This window comes from Amycolatopsis sp. CFH S0740 (genome assembly GCF_004522315.1).
Lineage (GTDB): Bacteria > Actinomycetota > Actinomycetes > Mycobacteriales > Pseudonocardiaceae > Amycolatopsis > Amycolatopsis nivea.
Window position 1 is genome coordinate 131,771 of record NZ_SDLS01000022.1, and the last position, 14,483, is coordinate 146,253.

The 14,483-nt window shown below is 69.5% G+C and carries 17 protein-coding genes; 6 read left to right on the top strand and 11 right to left on the bottom strand.

Annotated features, from left to right (window positions below):
* Positions 1 to 22 precede the first annotated feature (22 nt).
* The 3 genes from EIZ45_RS31255 to EIZ45_RS31265 all read left to right on the top strand — a co-directional run bounded on the left by EIZ45_RS31255 (position 23) and on the right by EIZ45_RS31265 (position 2,109).
* Positions 23 to 598, top strand: coding sequence for a TetR family transcriptional regulator (locus tag EIZ45_RS31255; protein WP_037816986.1), 576 nt, complete (start codon positions 23 to 25; stop codon positions 596 to 598).
* Positions 599 to 664: 66 nt separating this feature from the next.
* On the top strand, positions 665 to 1,378 hold the full coding sequence (locus EIZ45_RS31260) for an ABC transporter ATP-binding protein (RefSeq protein WP_134667259.1): 714 nt from the start codon (positions 665 to 667) through the stop codon (positions 1,376 to 1,378).
* Positions 1,375 to 2,109 carry an ABC transporter permease gene (locus EIZ45_RS31265; RefSeq protein WP_134667257.1) on the top strand — a complete coding sequence of 245 codons (735 nt, stop codon included), beginning with the start codon at positions 1,375 to 1,377 and terminating at the stop codon, positions 2,107 to 2,109. The genes EIZ45_RS31260 and EIZ45_RS31265 overlap by 4 nt, the downstream gene beginning before the upstream one ends.
* On the opposite strand, the gene EIZ45_RS31270 is transcribed toward EIZ45_RS31265, so the two are convergent.
* The 3 genes from EIZ45_RS31270 to EIZ45_RS31280 form a co-directional block, all read right to left on the bottom strand.
* Entirely contained in the window at positions 2,068 to 2,664 is a 597-nt protein-coding gene (locus tag EIZ45_RS31270; RefSeq protein ID WP_134667255.1) for a hypothetical protein, read from the bottom strand. The genes EIZ45_RS31265 and EIZ45_RS31270 overlap by 42 nt on opposite strands.
* A complete protein-coding gene (locus tag EIZ45_RS31275) occupies positions 2,661 to 3,173 on the bottom strand; it encodes an RDD family protein (protein WP_134667253.1) in 513 nt (170 codons plus the stop codon). Before EIZ45_RS31275 ends, EIZ45_RS31270 begins: the two co-directional genes overlap by 4 nt.
* A gap of 81 nt (positions 3,174 to 3,254) precedes the next feature.
* Positions 3,255 to 4,730, bottom strand: coding sequence for an NAD(P)/FAD-dependent oxidoreductase (locus tag EIZ45_RS31280; RefSeq protein WP_134667251.1), 1,476 nt, complete (start codon positions 4,728 to 4,730; stop codon positions 3,255 to 3,257).
* An 80-nt stretch (positions 4,731 to 4,810) separates the two neighbouring features.
* Here EIZ45_RS31280 and EIZ45_RS31285 point away from each other — a divergent pair, with 80 nt between their 5' ends.
* Complete coding sequence (locus tag EIZ45_RS31285) at positions 4,811 to 5,452, top strand: TetR/AcrR family transcriptional regulator (protein WP_134667249.1); 642 nt, start codon at positions 4,811 to 4,813, stop codon at positions 5,450 to 5,452.
* Here the strand turns inward: EIZ45_RS31285 and EIZ45_RS31290 are convergent.
* The 5 genes from EIZ45_RS31290 to EIZ45_RS31310 all read right to left on the bottom strand — a co-directional run bounded on the left by EIZ45_RS31290 (position 5,439) and on the right by EIZ45_RS31310 (position 10,456).
* Entirely contained in the window at positions 5,439 to 6,296 is an 858-nt protein-coding gene (locus EIZ45_RS31290; protein WP_134667247.1) for a sigma factor, read from the bottom strand. The two genes, EIZ45_RS31285 and EIZ45_RS31290, sit on opposite strands and share 14 nt — an antisense overlap.
* A gap of 11 nt (positions 6,297 to 6,307) precedes the next feature.
* A complete protein-coding gene (locus EIZ45_RS31295) occupies positions 6,308 to 7,336 on the bottom strand; it encodes an NAD(P)/FAD-dependent oxidoreductase (RefSeq protein ID WP_134667245.1) in 1,029 nt (342 codons plus the stop codon).
* Positions 7,337 to 7,402: 66 nt separating this feature from the next.
* Positions 7,403 to 7,864: a GNAT family N-acetyltransferase gene (locus EIZ45_RS31300; RefSeq protein ID WP_134667243.1), complete on the bottom strand. Its 462-nt coding sequence runs from the start codon at positions 7,862 to 7,864 to the stop codon at positions 7,403 to 7,405.
* Positions 7,865 to 7,917: 53 nt separating this feature from the next.
* Positions 7,918 to 9,483 carry an ABC-F family ATP-binding cassette domain-containing protein gene (locus EIZ45_RS31305; RefSeq protein WP_134667241.1) on the bottom strand — a complete coding sequence of 522 codons (1,566 nt, stop codon included), beginning with the start codon at positions 9,481 to 9,483 and terminating at the stop codon, positions 7,918 to 7,920.
* A 160-nt stretch (positions 9,484 to 9,643) separates the two neighbouring features.
* The gene (locus tag EIZ45_RS31310) at positions 9,644 to 10,456 is read right to left on the bottom strand and encodes a helix-turn-helix transcriptional regulator (RefSeq protein WP_134667239.1); all 813 of its coding nucleotides are present in this window, start codon (positions 10,454 to 10,456) and stop codon (positions 9,644 to 9,646) included.
* An 84-nt stretch (positions 10,457 to 10,540) separates the two neighbouring features.
* Between EIZ45_RS31310 and EIZ45_RS31315 the strand changes: the two genes are divergently transcribed.
* Entirely contained in the window at positions 10,541 to 11,875 is a 1,335-nt protein-coding gene (locus tag EIZ45_RS31315; protein WP_134667237.1) for an MFS transporter, read from the top strand.
* Here the strand turns inward: EIZ45_RS31315 and EIZ45_RS31320 are convergent.
* Positions 11,783 to 12,208 (bottom strand): class I SAM-dependent methyltransferase, encoded by a 426-nt coding sequence (locus tag EIZ45_RS31320; RefSeq protein ID WP_205670167.1) that lies wholly within the window; start codon positions 12,206 to 12,208, stop codon positions 11,783 to 11,785. The two genes, EIZ45_RS31315 and EIZ45_RS31320, sit on opposite strands and share 93 nt — an antisense overlap.
* Positions 12,209 to 12,248: 40 nt before the next feature.
* Positions 12,249 to 12,812: a trans-aconitate 2-methyltransferase gene (locus EIZ45_RS31325; protein WP_134667233.1), complete on the bottom strand. Its 564-nt coding sequence runs from the start codon at positions 12,810 to 12,812 to the stop codon at positions 12,249 to 12,251.
* Positions 12,813 to 12,902: 90 nt separating this feature from the next.
* Between EIZ45_RS31325 and EIZ45_RS31330 the strand changes: the two genes are divergently transcribed.
* Positions 12,903 to 13,481 carry a helix-turn-helix domain-containing protein gene (locus EIZ45_RS31330; RefSeq protein ID WP_134667231.1) on the top strand — a complete coding sequence of 193 codons (579 nt, stop codon included), beginning with the start codon at positions 12,903 to 12,905 and terminating at the stop codon, positions 13,479 to 13,481.
* Here the strand turns inward: EIZ45_RS31330 and EIZ45_RS31335 are convergent.
* Entirely contained in the window at positions 13,471 to 14,427 is a 957-nt protein-coding gene (locus EIZ45_RS31335) for a sigma-70 family RNA polymerase sigma factor (protein ID WP_134667229.1), read from the bottom strand. The genes EIZ45_RS31330 and EIZ45_RS31335 overlap by 11 nt on opposite strands.
* Positions 14,428 to 14,483 lie beyond the last annotated feature (56 nt).

Below are 14,483 nucleotides of genomic sequence, written 5' to 3' on the forward strand. Positions count from 1 at the left end.
TGGAGCGGACGAAAGGACGCCGATGGCACGGACGGGACGCCGCCCCGGGCAGACCGAAACGCGGGAGGCCATTCTGGCCGCCGCGCGGGACCTGTTCGGCCGGAACGGGTACGAGGGCGCGACGATCCGCGCGATCGCCGCGGAGGCGGGCGTGAATCCCGCGCTCGTGCACCATTTCTTCGGCAGCAAGGACCAGGTCTTCGCGACCGCGCTGCACCTTCCGGCCGACCCTGGCGTCGTAGTCGCCGCGATCCTCGACGGCCCTCGCTCCGAGGTGGGCGAACGGCTCGTCCGGCTGTTCCTGACCCTCTGGGAAACCCCGGCTTCGCGCGACGCGTTCTTCGGCGTGCTGCGCTCGGTCTCCACCACCGAACAGGCCGCGGACATGCTGCGCGGCTTCATCCAGGGCGCGCTGCTGGACAAGATCGCCGACGCACTCGACATCCCGCCGCTGCGGGTCACCGGCATCGCCGCGCAGCTCGTCGGGCTCGCGATGGTCCGGTACGTCGTGCAGGTCGAGCCGCTCGCGCGGGCTGCGCACGAGGACGTGGTCGGGTTGATCGCTCCTGCCGTGCAGCAGTACGTCGACCAGGCCTGATCCGCGCTCCGCCTTCCGACCTCCCCGGCCTTGACACCGAAATTCCGCGCGCGCAGAATTAACCGCATGATTAATTCCGCGGTGGTCATCGACGGCCTGCAGGTCGTCCGCGGTGGCCGGGAGGTGCTGCGCGACGTGAGCTTCCGCGTCGAGCCCGGTTCGGTGACCGGGCTGCTCGGGCCGAGCGGCTGCGGGAAGACCACGTTGATGCGCGCGGTCGTCGGCGTGCAGGTGACCCACGGCGGCACAGTCACCGTGCTCGGCGAACCGGCCGGGAGCCGTCGGTTGCGCAAGCGGATCGGGTACGCCACGCAGGCGCCAGCGGTCTACGCCGACCTCACGGTCGCCGAATCCCTGCGTTACTTCGCCTCCGTGCTGGGCGCGCCGTCCCGGTCGGTGCCCGAGGCGATCGAACAGGTCGGCCTCGGTTCGCACGCCGACGCGCTGGTCGGGCGGCTTTCCGGCGGCCAGCGCAGCCGGGCCAGCCTCGCCGTCGCATTGCTCGGCTCGCCCGAACTGCTCGTGCTCGACGAACCGACCGTCGGGCTGGATCCGTTGCTGCGCGAGCATTTGTGGAACGTTTTCCATCGGCTCGCCGCCGAGGGCACCACGCTTCTGGTGTCCAGCCACGTCATGGACGAAGCCGCCCGCTGCACCCGGTTGCTGCTGATGCGCGACGGCGCGCTGCTCGCCGACGATTCGCCGGACGCCCTGCGCGCGGCCACCGGCGAACAAGACCTCGAACGCGCGTTCCTGCACCTGGTGAAGGCCCAGCGATGACTGTCTCGATCACTTTCGCCACCACTCGCCGCATCCTCGCCCAGCTGCGGCACGATCCGCGCACCGTCGTGATGCTCATTCTGGTGCCGACGCTGCTGATGGTGTTGCTGCGCTTCGTCTTCAACTCGGCCGAGACGTTCAGCCGGATCGCGCCCGCGCTGCTCGGCGTGTTCCCGTTCGTGATCATGTTCCTGATCGCGTCGATCACGACCCTGCGCGAACGCACCGCGGGCACCCTGGAGCGGCTGATGACGCTGCCGCTGGGGAAATTCGACCTGCTCGCCGGGTACGCGCTGGCGTTCGGGCTGGTCGCGGTGCTGCAGGTGGCGGTCGCGACGGCGGTCAGCCTGTGGTGGCTGGGGCTGTCGGTGGCCGGTTCGGTGTGGTCGCTGCTGCTGATCACCGTGCTCGACGCGTTGCTCGGCATGGCGCTCGGCCTGTTCGTGAGCGCGTTCGCGACGAGCGAGTTCCAGGCCGTGCAGTTCATGCCGCTGTTCGTGCTGCCGCAAACGTTGCTGTGCGGGCTTTTCCAGCCGCGCGACCAGATGGGCTGGGTGCTGCACTGGCTGTCCGACGTGATGCCGCTGTCCTACGCCGTCGAAGCGCTCACGCAGGTGACGCACAGCGCGGACTGGACGATGACGCTGACCCGCAACATCCTCGTCGTGCTCGGCTGCGCGGTACTGGCACTAGGTCTCGGAGCGGCGACGCTGCGCCGTCGTACGCCTTAGAGCCGCCTCGTAAGCCGCGCGGTTGCGGTTGAGCCATTTCTCGAAGTACTGGTCGGACTGCGCGTAGACATATCCCGGCGGCACGAACAAAACGGCGAAGACCACGAAGGTGCCGAGCCCGATGATCGCCAGCTTCAACTCAGCGTCCGGCGGCGGGGAGGACATAAAGGACAGTCCACATACGACAGCGGCTAGACAGCCCATCCCTGCTGCGGCAAAGAAAGCGCCCCGCACATTCCCCGGCGTACGACCAGCAGGTGGGCGCGAACCCGGGTTCAACGCGCGTTCGGTCGCGGGCCTGCCCCGCCAGATCAAAACTCCGCCGAGCCACAGCACCGCGAAGAAGACGCCGCCGCCCGCCAGGCTGAATCCTCCGGCCGCGGAATGAGCCAGCACCCCGACCAGAATCCCGCTGACGCCGAAAAGCCCGGCGAGGCTGGCCGTCATCACCCGGTAGACCCGCCGGGTGGTGACGATCGCCTGCAGCCGCGTCGTGTAGTCGCGCAGCCGTTGCTCGGGAGTGTCCGCGACCGCGCGAACCTGATACCCGCTCACTGCTTCCGGACGAAACCGGCCGCGCGGAGCCGCTCGGTCTCGCGGATGTCGAGGTGCGTGCGCACCCCGCTCCCCACAGTGGTGTCCCCGTTCAGGACCCCGAGCGCGATGACCACGAAACCGAGCGTGCGGATCAGCATCGCCCAGCCCGCCTTCCAGAGCCCGATCCGGCCGCCGTCGCGGAGCCGGACCAGGCGGATCCCGTTGAACAGCGCGCCGAGGCCGCGTCCGTTGCCGTAAAACCAGCCGTACAGCAGCGGCACGACGATCAGCCCCGCCACCCCGATCACGCTCGCCCCGACGGCGGCGTCGAAGGCGTTCGACTTGAAGTAGTAGGCCACTGCCGCGGCCGCCGACAGACCGGTGACCAGGAGGAAGTCGACCAGCCATGCCCAGAGCGTGGAAGCGGTGCGCGCCTCGACGTACAGGTCGCCGTTCTCGAACGCACGAATCCGCGCCGCCGCGCCCTTGCCGAGAACGGGTTCGGCCTGCGCGCGGAGGCTGGCCATGACGTCTTGCTCAGTCTTCACGCCACACTGACGCCGCGCGCGAGCAGCGGGTTCCCTTGGCGAACGTAAATCACCCTCGGCTCAGGCGAAGCTGTAGTCCTCCAACGGGAACCGCGCCGCCTCGCGGTGGGCGCTGATCGTCGAGGTCGGCCGGAGCAGGGTCGCCTCGCCGTGCTGGTTGAAGTAGTAGCTGTTGGCCGTCGCGCACTGGCCGAGGGCGAACACCGAGTGCCCGACCTTGTGCTTCATCCGGCCGAGGAACTCGTCGTTCGCCCGCTGGGTCACCTCGAACACGTCCGAACCGCGGGCGCGCATCCCCTTGAACAGCCGGTCGATGTGCTTCATCTGGCATTCGATGGTCGTGAAGTACGAGAGCCCGCTGTAGGAATACGGGCTGTTGAGCGAAACCAGGTTCGGGAACCCGGGCACGGTCACGCCCTCGTACGCCTGGAACCGGTTGTCGCGCCACCACTTCCCGAGGTTCTTGCCGTCGCGTCCGATGATCTCGATCGCCGGGAAGTTCACGTCCCAGAGGTTGAAGCCGGTGGCCAGCACGAGCGTGTCGATCTCGGTGCGCTTGCCGTCCGCGGTGACGATCCCGGTTTCGTCGATCCGTTCGATGCTCGTGGTTTCGAGGTGCACGTGCGGGCGGGTGAAGGCCGGGAAGTAGTCGTTGGAGAACGTCGGCCGTTTGCAGCCGAAGGAGTAGTCCGGCGTCAGCTTGCTGCGCAGTTCGGGGTCGCGGACCTGGCGGTACAGATGCGCGCGGCACCAGCGTTCCGCGATCCGGTTGGCGCCGCGGAACTGCCGGTACTGCACCACGCCGGAGATCATCATCAGTTCCAGCACCGAGCTGCCCGCCAGCCGTACCGCGCGCTGTACCAGCGGCAGCTTCGCGAACGCCTGCTGCAGCGGCTTCGGCACGGCGTAGTCCGGCTTCGGGCTGACCCAGATCGGCGTGCGCTGGTACACCGTCAGGTCCGCGGCGACCTTGGCGATCTCCGGGATGAGCTGGACGGCCGTCGCGCCGGTGCCGATCACCGCGGCGCGTTTGCCGGCCAGGTCGTAGCTGTCGTCCCACTTCGTGGTGTGGATGACCTTGCCCGCGAACCGGTCGATGCCCTCGATGTCCGGCATCTTCGGCTGCGACAGGAAGCCGGTGGCGGTGAGCAGGTACTTCGCGGTGACCGTCTCGCCGCCTTCGATGCTGATCCGCCAACTGGAGCCGTCCCAGGTCGCGCCGGTCACGACGGCGCCGAAGCGCATCGAGGCCCGCAGACCGTACTTGTCGGCGACGCACTCGGCGTACTTTTTCAGCTCCGCACCCGGCGCGAACAGCCGTGACCAGTACGGATTGGGTTCGAACGAGTAGGAGTAGGTGGACGACGGGATGTCGACGGCCAGCCCCGGGTACCGGTTCACGTGCCAGGTCCCGCCGAGGTCGTCCTCGCGATCGAGAATCAGCAGGTCGCGGTAGCCGAGGCGGCGGAGCTGGATGGCCGCCCCCATGCCGCCGAAGCCCGCGCCGACGATGACTGCGTCGTACTGCGCGTCCATGTCCGACCTCTCGTCCGGAACTACTTGTCAGTAACGGAACGGTATGTCACTTGGCCGGACTTGGCAATACACTGCAGTGCGTGACAGCCCAGGAGAGCCCCCGCACCACCCGAGCCGAGCGCAAGAAGCAGGAACTGCGCCGCGAGATCATCGACGCGGCGTTCGATTGCTTCGCCGACCTCGGCTACCACGCCACCGGGATCTCCGACATCGCCACGAAGCTCGGCATCGGGCACGGCACCTTCTACCGCTACTTCCAGAACAAGCGCGACATCGTCGACCACGTCATCGACGACCTGGTCGCCCGCATCGTCACCGCGCTCACCGCGGAAAACGCGCCGGACGCGGTGTCTACTTTGGACGCCTACCGCGAGCAGACCGCCCGGATCGGCGACGCGCTGGCGCAGATCTTCGGCGAGGACCCGCGCGTGCCGCGGCTGCTGCTGTTCGAGGCCGCCGGTATCGACAAAGCGATGGCCGCGCGCGTACTCGACTTCTTCGAGCTGGCCACGGAACTGACCGCGGCGTATCTGTCGCACGGCGTGGAGCTCGGGTACCTGCGCGCAGATCTCGACATCGAGAACAGCGCGCGGGCGATCAACGGCATGATCCTGGCGTCGGCGATCGCTTCGCTGCGCAACCCCGACCCCGAGGAGCAGCGCCGGGTGAGCGTGGCCGTGCGGCGGATGATGTACGACGGGATCGCGGCTAGGCGAGAGTGATCTCGGTCAGCTTGTCGGGGTTGCGCACGAAACACAGCGTCGACACACCGGCATCGCCCGCGCGGACAGTGACTGTGGTCGTCGCCTTGCCGTCCTGAAGGAAGACCGCACCGGGGCCGCCGTTGATGATCGCGGGCACGATCGTCACCTCCTCCATCGTGGAAATCCCGATGAGGAACTGCGCGATCCGGTCCCGGCCGAACAACGGCTTGCGCGCGGCAAGCACCTTGCCGCCACCGTCCGAGTACAGCACCGCGTCCGGCGCGATCAACGCCGCCACCTTGTCGATCTCGCCGGACAACACCGCCTCGGCGAGCGTCGCCAGCGCCTCAGCGTCACGATTCCCCTGATCTGGCAAGGAATCCCCGATCGCCGAGGTCACCGCCCGTTGCGCGCGCGAGACGAGCTGGCGGGCCGCCGCGGGCGTTGTCTCCAGCACCTCGGCGACCGACGGATAGTCGACGTCGAGCACCTTCCGCAAGACAAACGCCGCGGCCTGCTCCGGGGTCAACGTGCTGAGCACGAAGTCGAGCGCCTGGCCCAGACCGTCGCGATGCAGCACCTCCCACTCCGGCGAATCCCCCTCGACCACCGGATCCGGCAGCCAAGGACCGGGATAGTTCTCGCGCCGGCGCCGCTGCGCGCGGACCGCGTTGAGCGCCAGGCGCGAGACCATCACCGACAGAAACGCGTGCGGGACGCGGACCGTCTCGAGGTCCACCCGGGACCAGGTTTCCCACGCGTCCTGCACGACGTCCTCCGCGTCGTACCGCGATCCGGTGATGTGGAAGGCGGCGGCGAGCATCGTCGGCCGATGCGCGGTGAAGACGTCGCCGTGGTCCATGGCGGCCAAGTCTAGGCGCCGGCCGGCCACGAGTACCGGCCCGCGCGATCCCGTTCCTGGCTCAGCCACCGCACGGTCATCCGGCAGATCGTCTCCTTGACGAGCCCGCCCGCGCGCCCGTCGATCGCGATCGCGCGCTCGGTGTCGTCCGGGTGCAGGAACTGGACACGTCCGCGTCCGCTGCCGAGGTCGGTGCACTGGAGCACGTAGCCCATCCGGAACGGTTTCCCGGCCTGCCCTTCGCGGCGCGCGGTGATGACGTCGGCGACGTGCGCGCCCATCGGCAGCGCCGTCGCGCACGCGGCGCGGAAGGAGGTGTGCACGGCGTCGCCCGCGCCGAGGATGTTCGGGTGCCCGGGGACAGTGAGCTGCTCGTCCACCAGCAACCGGCCGAATTCGTCGACCGGAAGTCCCGAATCGGCGGCGAGACTCGGCACGGTGAAGCCGGTGGTGTCCACAACGAGCCCGTCGAGCTCGGCCGGATCGACGCGTCGGCCGAGTTCGATCTCGACGCCTTGTTTGGCGAGAAACCGCAGGTGCGCGCGGATCGCGCGGCGGTCCGGGGCGGTGGAGACCAGCTTTACCGCGCGTCCGGCTTCGCGCAGCGCCCCAGCCAGCTCGACGCCGGTCAGGCCCGCGCCGACGATGATGACCGGCGCGTCCGGTGCCTCGGCGAGGGCGGTGCGGAGCCGGTCGGTCTCCTCCTCGGAGACGATCCGGTAGGTGCCGTTGTGGACGCTGGTCCCGGATCCGACCGCGTAGACGAGGGTGTCGTAGGGCAGGTTCTCGCCGGAGGCGAGCTGGATCTTGTCTTCGCCGATCTTCGTCACGGTGTCCTGGACGACCTCGACGACCGGGTTCAGCACGGTCTCCAGGTCGAGCCGGGCGTTCTCCCGGAGACCGGTGGCCACGCGATGAAGCCGGATTCGCTCGACGAACCACGCGTTCAGCGTGACCAGCACCACTTCCTCGCCGCGCCCAGCGAGCCGGTTCGCGGCCATGACCCCGGCGTATCCCGCACCGAGCACTGTCGTCGTCATGCTGTCCTCCTCCGCTTTCGGGGTTTTCAGCGGATGGACACCGGTCGCGGAAAATCTGTGACAGCTTCAGAGGCGGCGAGACAGGTAGGTGCTGTTCGGGTCGTCCCGGTAACTTCCGAACGGCGCGCACGGGGTGAAGCCCGCTCGCGTGTACAAGGCGCGGGCCGGGGCGAAGAAGTCCATGCTGCCGGTTTCCAGGGAGACGCGCTCGATGCCGCGGTCTTTGGCGTCCTGGAGCAGGTAGTCCAGGAGTGTGCGAGCGATGCCTTGCCCGCGTCGGGCGGGGTCGGTCCGCATGCTTTTCAGTTCCTCGTGCCGCGGCTCCAGCGTCGCCAGTGCGGCGGTGCCGACGAGGTGCCGGTCGTCCCGGACCGTCCAGAGCCGGACGTGGGGACGCTGGAGCGCGGCCAGGTCGAGGGCATGCCTGCTCTCGGCCGGGGAGGTGGGCGCGAGGTCGTCCAAGTGTGCCTGCAGGAACCGCCGAAGCTGCGGGTCCGCGAAGTCAGCACGCTCGATCAGCAGAGGCATTGCCCCAGACTGCCCTGCGGATGTTTCACCGCTGTTACCTCGCGCCCACCGCGTCAGAGCGCCAACCGCGGCCAGGAAGCCGTGTCGCGCAACAACTGCCGGTCGTGCGTAGCCACCACCACTGCCGCCGGAGTCGAGTGCAGGGCGTCGGTCAGTTCGTCGACCAGCGTTGCCGACAGGTGGTTCGTCGGCTCGTCCAGCAGCAGTACCTGCGGGCGCGCGGCCAGCACCAGCGCCAGATCCAGCCGCCGCCGGGCTCCGGTCGACAGTTCGGCGATCGGGCGGTGGCGGTCGTAGCCGCTGAGCAAGCCCAGGTCGGCCGAGCCCAGGAGCTCGGCCGCGGTCCGCCGGGCCGGCAGGGCGGATTCCTGGCCCAGCCAGCCGATCCGCACCGACCGGGCGCGCGTGACCGTGCCCGACGTCGGCTCCAGCGTTCCGGCGAGCACCGCCAGCAGCGTCGACTTTCCGGCCCCGTTCCGGCCGGTGACGACGAGCCGGTCCGCGCCGCCGAGGGTCAGGTCGACCGGATGGTCCAGCCGTCCGGCGACGGTCACCCCGGCTGCCCGCAACGCGACGGTTCCTTGGTGCTGCGGCAGTTCCGGCATGGCGAACCGCGCGGGCGGCGGCGGAACCGCCACGACGTGCGCGTTCAACTCCTCCTGCCGCCGGTGCACGGCACGGACCAGACCGGGTGCCCGGGTCGCGCGGGTGTGCTTGCCGTGGCCCTTTTCCGGACGCCAGTTGTCGCGCAATCGGTTCTGTGCGGCGGAAAGGTCGTCCGCGAGCCGCTGCCGTTCCACGAGTTGCTCGGCGTGCAGCGCCTCCCATCGAGCCCGTTCGACTTGCCGGGCCTCGACGTACGCCGAATAGCCGCCGCCGTAGCCGCGCGGACGACCGTCGCTCGACGGGTCGAGGTCCAGCACGGACGTGGCAACGTCGGCAAGCAACGCACGATCGTGGCTCACCAGCACGACCACGCCCGGGTACGCGCGCAGCCGTTCGGTGAGGTGCGCGAGCCCGGACGCGTCGAGGTGGTTGGTCGGCTCGTCCAGCAACAGTACGGAATGTCCCGCGCCGAGCAGGCACGCCAGCCGGACCCGATGCCGCTGCCCGACCGACAGCGTGCCGAGCGGGCGGCTCCGGTCGTCGACCGCGTTCAGCGCGGCCAGCGAGACCTCGACCCGCCGGTCCGCATCCCACGCGTCGAGCGTTTCGGCGGCCGAGAGCGCGGCGGCGAACGCGTCGTCCGCGCCAGGCTGCCCTTCGGCGAGCGCGGTCGTCGCGGCTTCCAAACAGGCCAGCGCATTGCGCACGGCCGCCAGTTCGAGGTCGATCAGATCGCCGACGGTTTCCTGGTCTCCCCAGGGAATCTGCTGGTCGGCAACACCGATCGGGCCCGCGCGGCGAACCTCGCCGCGGTCGACTGGCTGCGTCCCGGCGAGCACGCGCAACAAGGTGGTCTTGCCACGACCGTTCTCGCCGACAATGGCGACCCGGTCGCCGGCCGCCGCGACCAGATCGACCCCGGCGAGCACCGGGCGGCCGCCGAAGGAGACGTGGACGTCGGACAGCCGGACATGCGCCGTACGCACGAGCGCAGGCGAAAGCGGAGATGTCATGAGGGAAATGCCTCCGATGAAACGTGATCAGCAACAAGGACGAGGGCCGGTGCCGCGAACGCGCGCGGTACCGGTGGAGGCGGTGATCCCTCAGAGGTAGAGCTGGTGCTGTATCACGATCACCAGGGTAGGCGTCCGCGAGAAGGCGCGCATCCGAATTTCACGCCACGAGCGATGGGAGCTTCGCGGCGGTCTCCGGATCCGCGGGTAAGCAGGTGAACAGCTTCCGGCCGGTGTCGTCCATAGTGGACAGTTTCACGTAATCGAAGGCGAGCACCCCGGCGCGCGGATGATCGAAAACGCGCCGATTGCCGGTGAACGGCGCGACGTCGTGGGCGGCCCACCATTCGGCGAACTCCGGGCTCGCCTCGCGCAGCGCCCGCACCAGCTCAGCCGAACGCGCGTCCTCGGCCCGGGTCGCGGCGTCGGCGCGGTACTGCGCGAGGAGATTTCGAGCCTGCCCCGGCCAGTCGACCAGCAGCGTGCGGATCCGCGGCACGGTGAACACCAGCCACAGCAGGTTCCGCTCGCCGTCGGGCAACAGCGCCGGATCGCCGATCAGCGCGGCCTCGGCGCGGTTCCACGCCACGAAGTCCCAATGCGGGTCGAGCACGTACGCCGGGTTCGGGTCCAGTGCGTCGACCATGCCCTGCAGCATCAGCGGCGAGGACTCCGCGGGATGGTCTGGCGGCTCCTCGGCGAGAGCGAACAGATGCTGCCGTTCCGTGTCGGAGAGCCGCAGTTCCCGCGCGAGACTGGCCAGGACCTGCCTGCTGACGGTGATGTCCCGAGCCTGTTCGAGCCACGTGTACCAAGTGACGCTGACCCCGGCCAGCTGCGCGAGCTCCTCCCGGCGCAACCCCGGCGCGCGCCGCCGCGGCCCCGCCGGAAGACCGACCTCTGCCGGGGTGAGCCGATCGCGCCGCGAACGCAGGAAGTCCGCGAGCGCGCGCCGGCGCGATGCAGACGACATGCGTTCCTTTCCGGTCCTGGTAGTGGCGATACCAGCATATTCGCCCGCTACCCCCGCGTCCGGCCCGCTGCCGACGATCAAGCCATGCACTCCGTTTCCCCGCACTGGCGCGCGCTCGCGATCCTGCTGGCCGGCGTTTTCATGGCGGTGCTGGACACCTTCATCGTGTTCGTCGCCGCCCCCGCCATCCGGTCCGACCTCGGCGCCTCGCCCGCCGAACTCCAGCTGCTGCTCGCCGGTTACCAGCTCGCGTACGCCGTGGCACTCATCACGTTCGCCCGGCTCGGCGACCTCCGCGGCCGCAAACCGGTGTTCCTGGCCGGGCTGCTGCTGTTCACCGGCGCGTCGGCCGCGTGCGCCGCCGCTCCCGGCGCGGGATGGCTGGTCGCCGCGCGGTTCGTCCAAGGACTCGGCGCCGCGGCGATGTTCCCGCAGGTCCTCGCGATGATCCACGTCGTCGTGCCCGGCCCACAGCGCTCGAAAGCGTTCGCCGTGCTCGGCGCGGTCATCGGACTGTCCGGCGTCACCGGCCAGCTGCTGGGCGGGATCCTCGTGACCGCGAACCTCTTCGGCAGCCCGTGGCGGGCGATCTTCTGGGTCAACGTCCCGATCGGACTGTTGACCCTCGCTCTCGCCGCCCGCTTCCTGCCGCGAACCCAGCCGAACGGCACCGCACGACTGGACCTCCGCGGCACCGCCGTGCTGACCGTCGCACTCACCCTGCTCGTCCTGCCACTCATCACCGGCCGAGAAGCGGGCTGGCCGCTGTGGTCCTGGTGCAGCCTCGCCGGCGGCGCCGTCGCACTCGGAGTCTTCACGGCCGTCGAACGCCGGGTCCCCGCTCCGCTGGTTCGCCCGGGACTGCTGCGACAGCGCGAATTCAGTCTCGGCATGGGCCTCGTCCTGCTGACCTACGCCGGGATCAATTCCTTCTTTCTCGTGCTTTCCCTTGCCCTGCAAGACGGTCTGGGCCTCAGCCCGCTCGACGCCGCGCTCACGTACCTGCCGTTCGCCGCCGCCTTCCTCGCGCTGAGCCTGCTCGGCAGCCGGGTGCCCTTCGCGCCGCTCCTCGGGGCTGCGACTGCCGGGCTCGGCTACGTCGTGCTGATCACGCTTTCGACCACCCCCTGGTCCTTCGCTCCCGCGCTCGCCTTGATCGGCGCAGGTCAGGGTTTGCTCGTCCCGCCGCTGTTGAACCACGTGCTGGCCGCCGTCCCCCGCGCCGACGCCGGGATGGCCTCCGGCGTGCTGGCGACTGGGCAACAGATCGGCGGAGCACTGGGAGTCGCGGTGATTGGCGCTGTTTACTACTCCGCCCTGCCCGGCTCACCACTGCACGCACTCGCGCTGGCGTGCGGAGGGATTCTGGTGCTCACTGTCGGCGCGATGGTTGTTCTCCGGATTCTGCCGCGCCGATGAACGCACGCACCGCCAGCACGATCGGTGCACCAGCACCGAAACGACCGCGTCGACGCTGCGGTCCCCGATCGGCAACCGGGCGGCATCGGCCCGGGCGGTCGGCAGCCGAGCCCGGGCGTGCCGCAGCATCCCGCGGGACAGGTCGACTCCGAGCGGTGTCCAGCCCAACTCCCGCACCAGGTCCGCGTGCACGCCGGTACCGCAGCCGAATTCCAGGCACACCCCGCTGCCTTCGCCGAGAAGATCCCGCAGCGCGCTCGCCCCGGGGTTCACCGGCTGGGCGCGGAGAAACTCCTCCTCGTACCAGTCCGCGATCGCGTCATACGCCGCCACCACTCCAGTGCACTACCGAATCGCCACCGTCCGCCACCGATTACGCGTTCGGCGAAGAAACCTTGCGAGCACAGAGAATCGTGTCGTGCAATTCCCCGCCATGCACCTTCCGCGTCCGGTTCTCCGCGACCGTGATCTCCCACTGCCCAGGATCCAGACCGACGTCCTGGACGGTGATCGTCGACTCCGGCGGATGCATCTCCCCGTGGTGATGCCCGACCACCAGCAACGTCCCGCCCGGCGCGACCCACTCCGCGAGCCGCTCGAACAGCGGGCCCGCCGCGTGCACGTAGTGCGTGGCGACCAGGTCGAACTGCCCGTCCGGGGTCCATTTCAGCAGGTCAGCGCACACCCACTCGACCTCGCTCGACCGGTCGCGCGCGTGCCGCAGCACCTCCTCGGACAGGTCGACCGCCGTCACCTGCCATCCGTGCCCGGCGAGCCAGATCGCCTCGTTTCCTTCGCCACAGCCAGCGTCCAGCGCGCGTCCCGGCGACAGCTTCCCCGCCTCCTCGACCAGCTGCGGATGCGGTTCGAGCTGCGCGTGTCCGGCGGCACCATGCCAGTGCTCGTCCCAATAGGACTGATCGAATGCGTGCGGCACAACGGTTCCTTTCCTGGGGTTCCCGGTTCCACCTTGCAAACCCTCCGGCACATCTGGCAAGGAAGCTTGCCAATCTGTCAAACTCGGGAAATGGACGACGACCGAGCCCTGGACGCAGTCGGCCCCCGGTTGCGCGAGCTGCGCCGGAAGCGGGACGTCACGCTGGCCGAACTGGCCGCGCAGACCGGCATCGCGGCCAGCACGCTGTCGCGACTGGAATCCGGCAACCGGCGGCCCACCCTGGAACAACTGCTGCCGCTGGCCCGCGCGCACGGCGTGACCCTCGACGAACTGGTCGACGCCCCGCAAACCGGCGACCCGCGCATCCACCTCCGCCCGATCAGCTGTGCCGACGGCGTGACGATCCTGCCGCTCACGCGCCGTCCGGGCGGGATCCAGGCGTACAAATTCATCCTGCCCGGACAACGGAAAAAGCAGGAACCCGATCCCAGGACGCACGAGGGCTACGAGTGGACCTATGTCCTCAATGGACAGTTACGACTGGTGCTCGGCGAGCACGACATGACGCTTTCTCCGGGCGAGGCTGCGGAATTCGACACCCGGCTACCGCATTGGTTCGGCGCGGCGTCGGCGGAACCGGTGGAGTACCTGTGCCTGATCGGACGGCAGGGGCAGCGCGCGCACGTGCGGGCCGCGCCTAAGGCGTGACCGTGGCGGGCAGTCCGAAGGCCGGGAAATGCTCCGCGCCGAGGAAGGACGTGAGGTCGCAGATCCGATCGTCCCGCAGGGTCAGCACGGTGATCGACCACGCCTCGTGCGGGACAGTCGCCGAACCGCCGAGGTAGAACGCCACGGCCGGTTGGGCGTTCGCTCTGGTCAGCCGGAAGCGCCAGCTCGGGCAGCGCGTCATCGGGACTTGGAAGGCGAACTCCGTGACGGCGGCACGGCCGCGGTACCAGTGCGGCAGCGGCGGCATCGACCAGGTGACGTCCTCGGTCAGCAGGCTCACCAGACCGTCGACGTCGCCTTCGGCAAGGGCGGTCGCGAACCCGGTCGCCAGGTCTTGAAGGCGGGAGTCGCCGAGGATCTGCTGCTGAGTCCGGGCGGGAACGTGCGCCGCGACGGTCCGGCGGGCGCGGGCCAGGGCGGAGTTCACCGAGGTCACGGACGTTTCCATCATCGCGGCGATCTCGGCGGCGGAGAAGCCGAGGACGTCGAACAGCAGCAGCGCCGCCCGCTGGTTGCCCGGCAGATGGCGGCACGCGGCGACGAAAGCCAGCTCGACCGCCTCGCGTTGTTCGCAGCTGGCCGCGGGGAAATCGGGGCAGGGGCCCAGCCAAGCCACGTCGGTACGCGGGGCGGAGTCGAGGACGACGTGCTCGCTCGCCGGGCCCAGGTCGACCGGCAGTGCGCGGCGGCCGCGCTGCTCGATGAGGTCCAGGCAGGTCCGCGTGGCGACTGTGTACAGCCAGGTGCGCAGCGCACTGCGGCCCTCGAACCCGGCCAGCCCGCGCCACGCTCGCAGCAATGCCTCCTGCACGGCGTCGTCGGCGTCGTGGATCGAGCCGAGCATGCGGTAACAGTGCGCACGCAATTCCACCCGCAACGGGGCCACCGCACGGGTGAACGTGGCTTCTGAAGAAAATTCCCCCACGACCGACGATTCTGCCGCATCCGGCCGGTCTCACCTGGCAACGACTACCGAGGAGA

Bases quoted from the DNA above. Each gene is read 5' to 3' on its own strand.
- EIZ45_RS31265 (WP_134667257.1), top strand. From the start codon at position 1,375: ATGACTGTCTCGATCACTTTCGCCACCACTCGCCGCATCCTCGCCCAG.
- EIZ45_RS31310 (WP_134667239.1), bottom strand. From the start codon at position 10,456: ATGTCGTCTGCATCGCGCCGGCGCGCGCTCGCGGACTTCCTGCGTTCG.
- EIZ45_RS31260 (WP_134667259.1), top strand. From the start codon at position 665: ATGATTAATTCCGCGGTGGTCATCGACGGCCTGCAGGTCGTCCGCGGT.
- EIZ45_RS31255 (WP_037816986.1), top strand. From the start codon at position 23: ATGGCACGGACGGGACGCCGCCCCGGGCAGACCGAAACGCGGGAGGCC.
- EIZ45_RS31330 (WP_134667231.1), top strand. From the start codon at position 12,903: ATGGACGACGACCGAGCCCTGGACGCAGTCGGCCCCCGGTTGCGCGAG.
- EIZ45_RS31290 (WP_134667247.1), bottom strand. From the start codon at position 6,296: ATGGACCACGGCGACGTCTTCACCGCGCATCGGCCGACGATGCTCGCC.
- EIZ45_RS31300 (WP_134667243.1), bottom strand. From the start codon at position 7,864: ATGCCTCTGCTGATCGAGCGTGCTGACTTCGCGGACCCGCAGCTTCGG.
- EIZ45_RS31275 (WP_134667253.1), bottom strand. From the start codon at position 3,173: ATGGCCAGCCTCCGCGCGCAGGCCGAACCCGTTCTCGGCAAGGGCGCG.
- EIZ45_RS31280 (WP_134667251.1), bottom strand. From the start codon at position 4,730: ATGGACGCGCAGTACGACGCAGTCATCGTCGGCGCGGGCTTCGGCGGC.
- EIZ45_RS31295 (WP_134667245.1), bottom strand. From the start codon at position 7,336: ATGACGACGACAGTGCTCGGTGCGGGATACGCCGGGGTCATGGCCGCG.
- EIZ45_RS31315 (WP_134667237.1), top strand. From the start codon at position 10,541: ATGCACTCCGTTTCCCCGCACTGGCGCGCGCTCGCGATCCTGCTGGCC.
- EIZ45_RS31305 (WP_134667241.1), bottom strand. From the start codon at position 9,483: ATGACATCTCCGCTTTCGCCTGCGCTCGTGCGTACGGCGCATGTCCGG.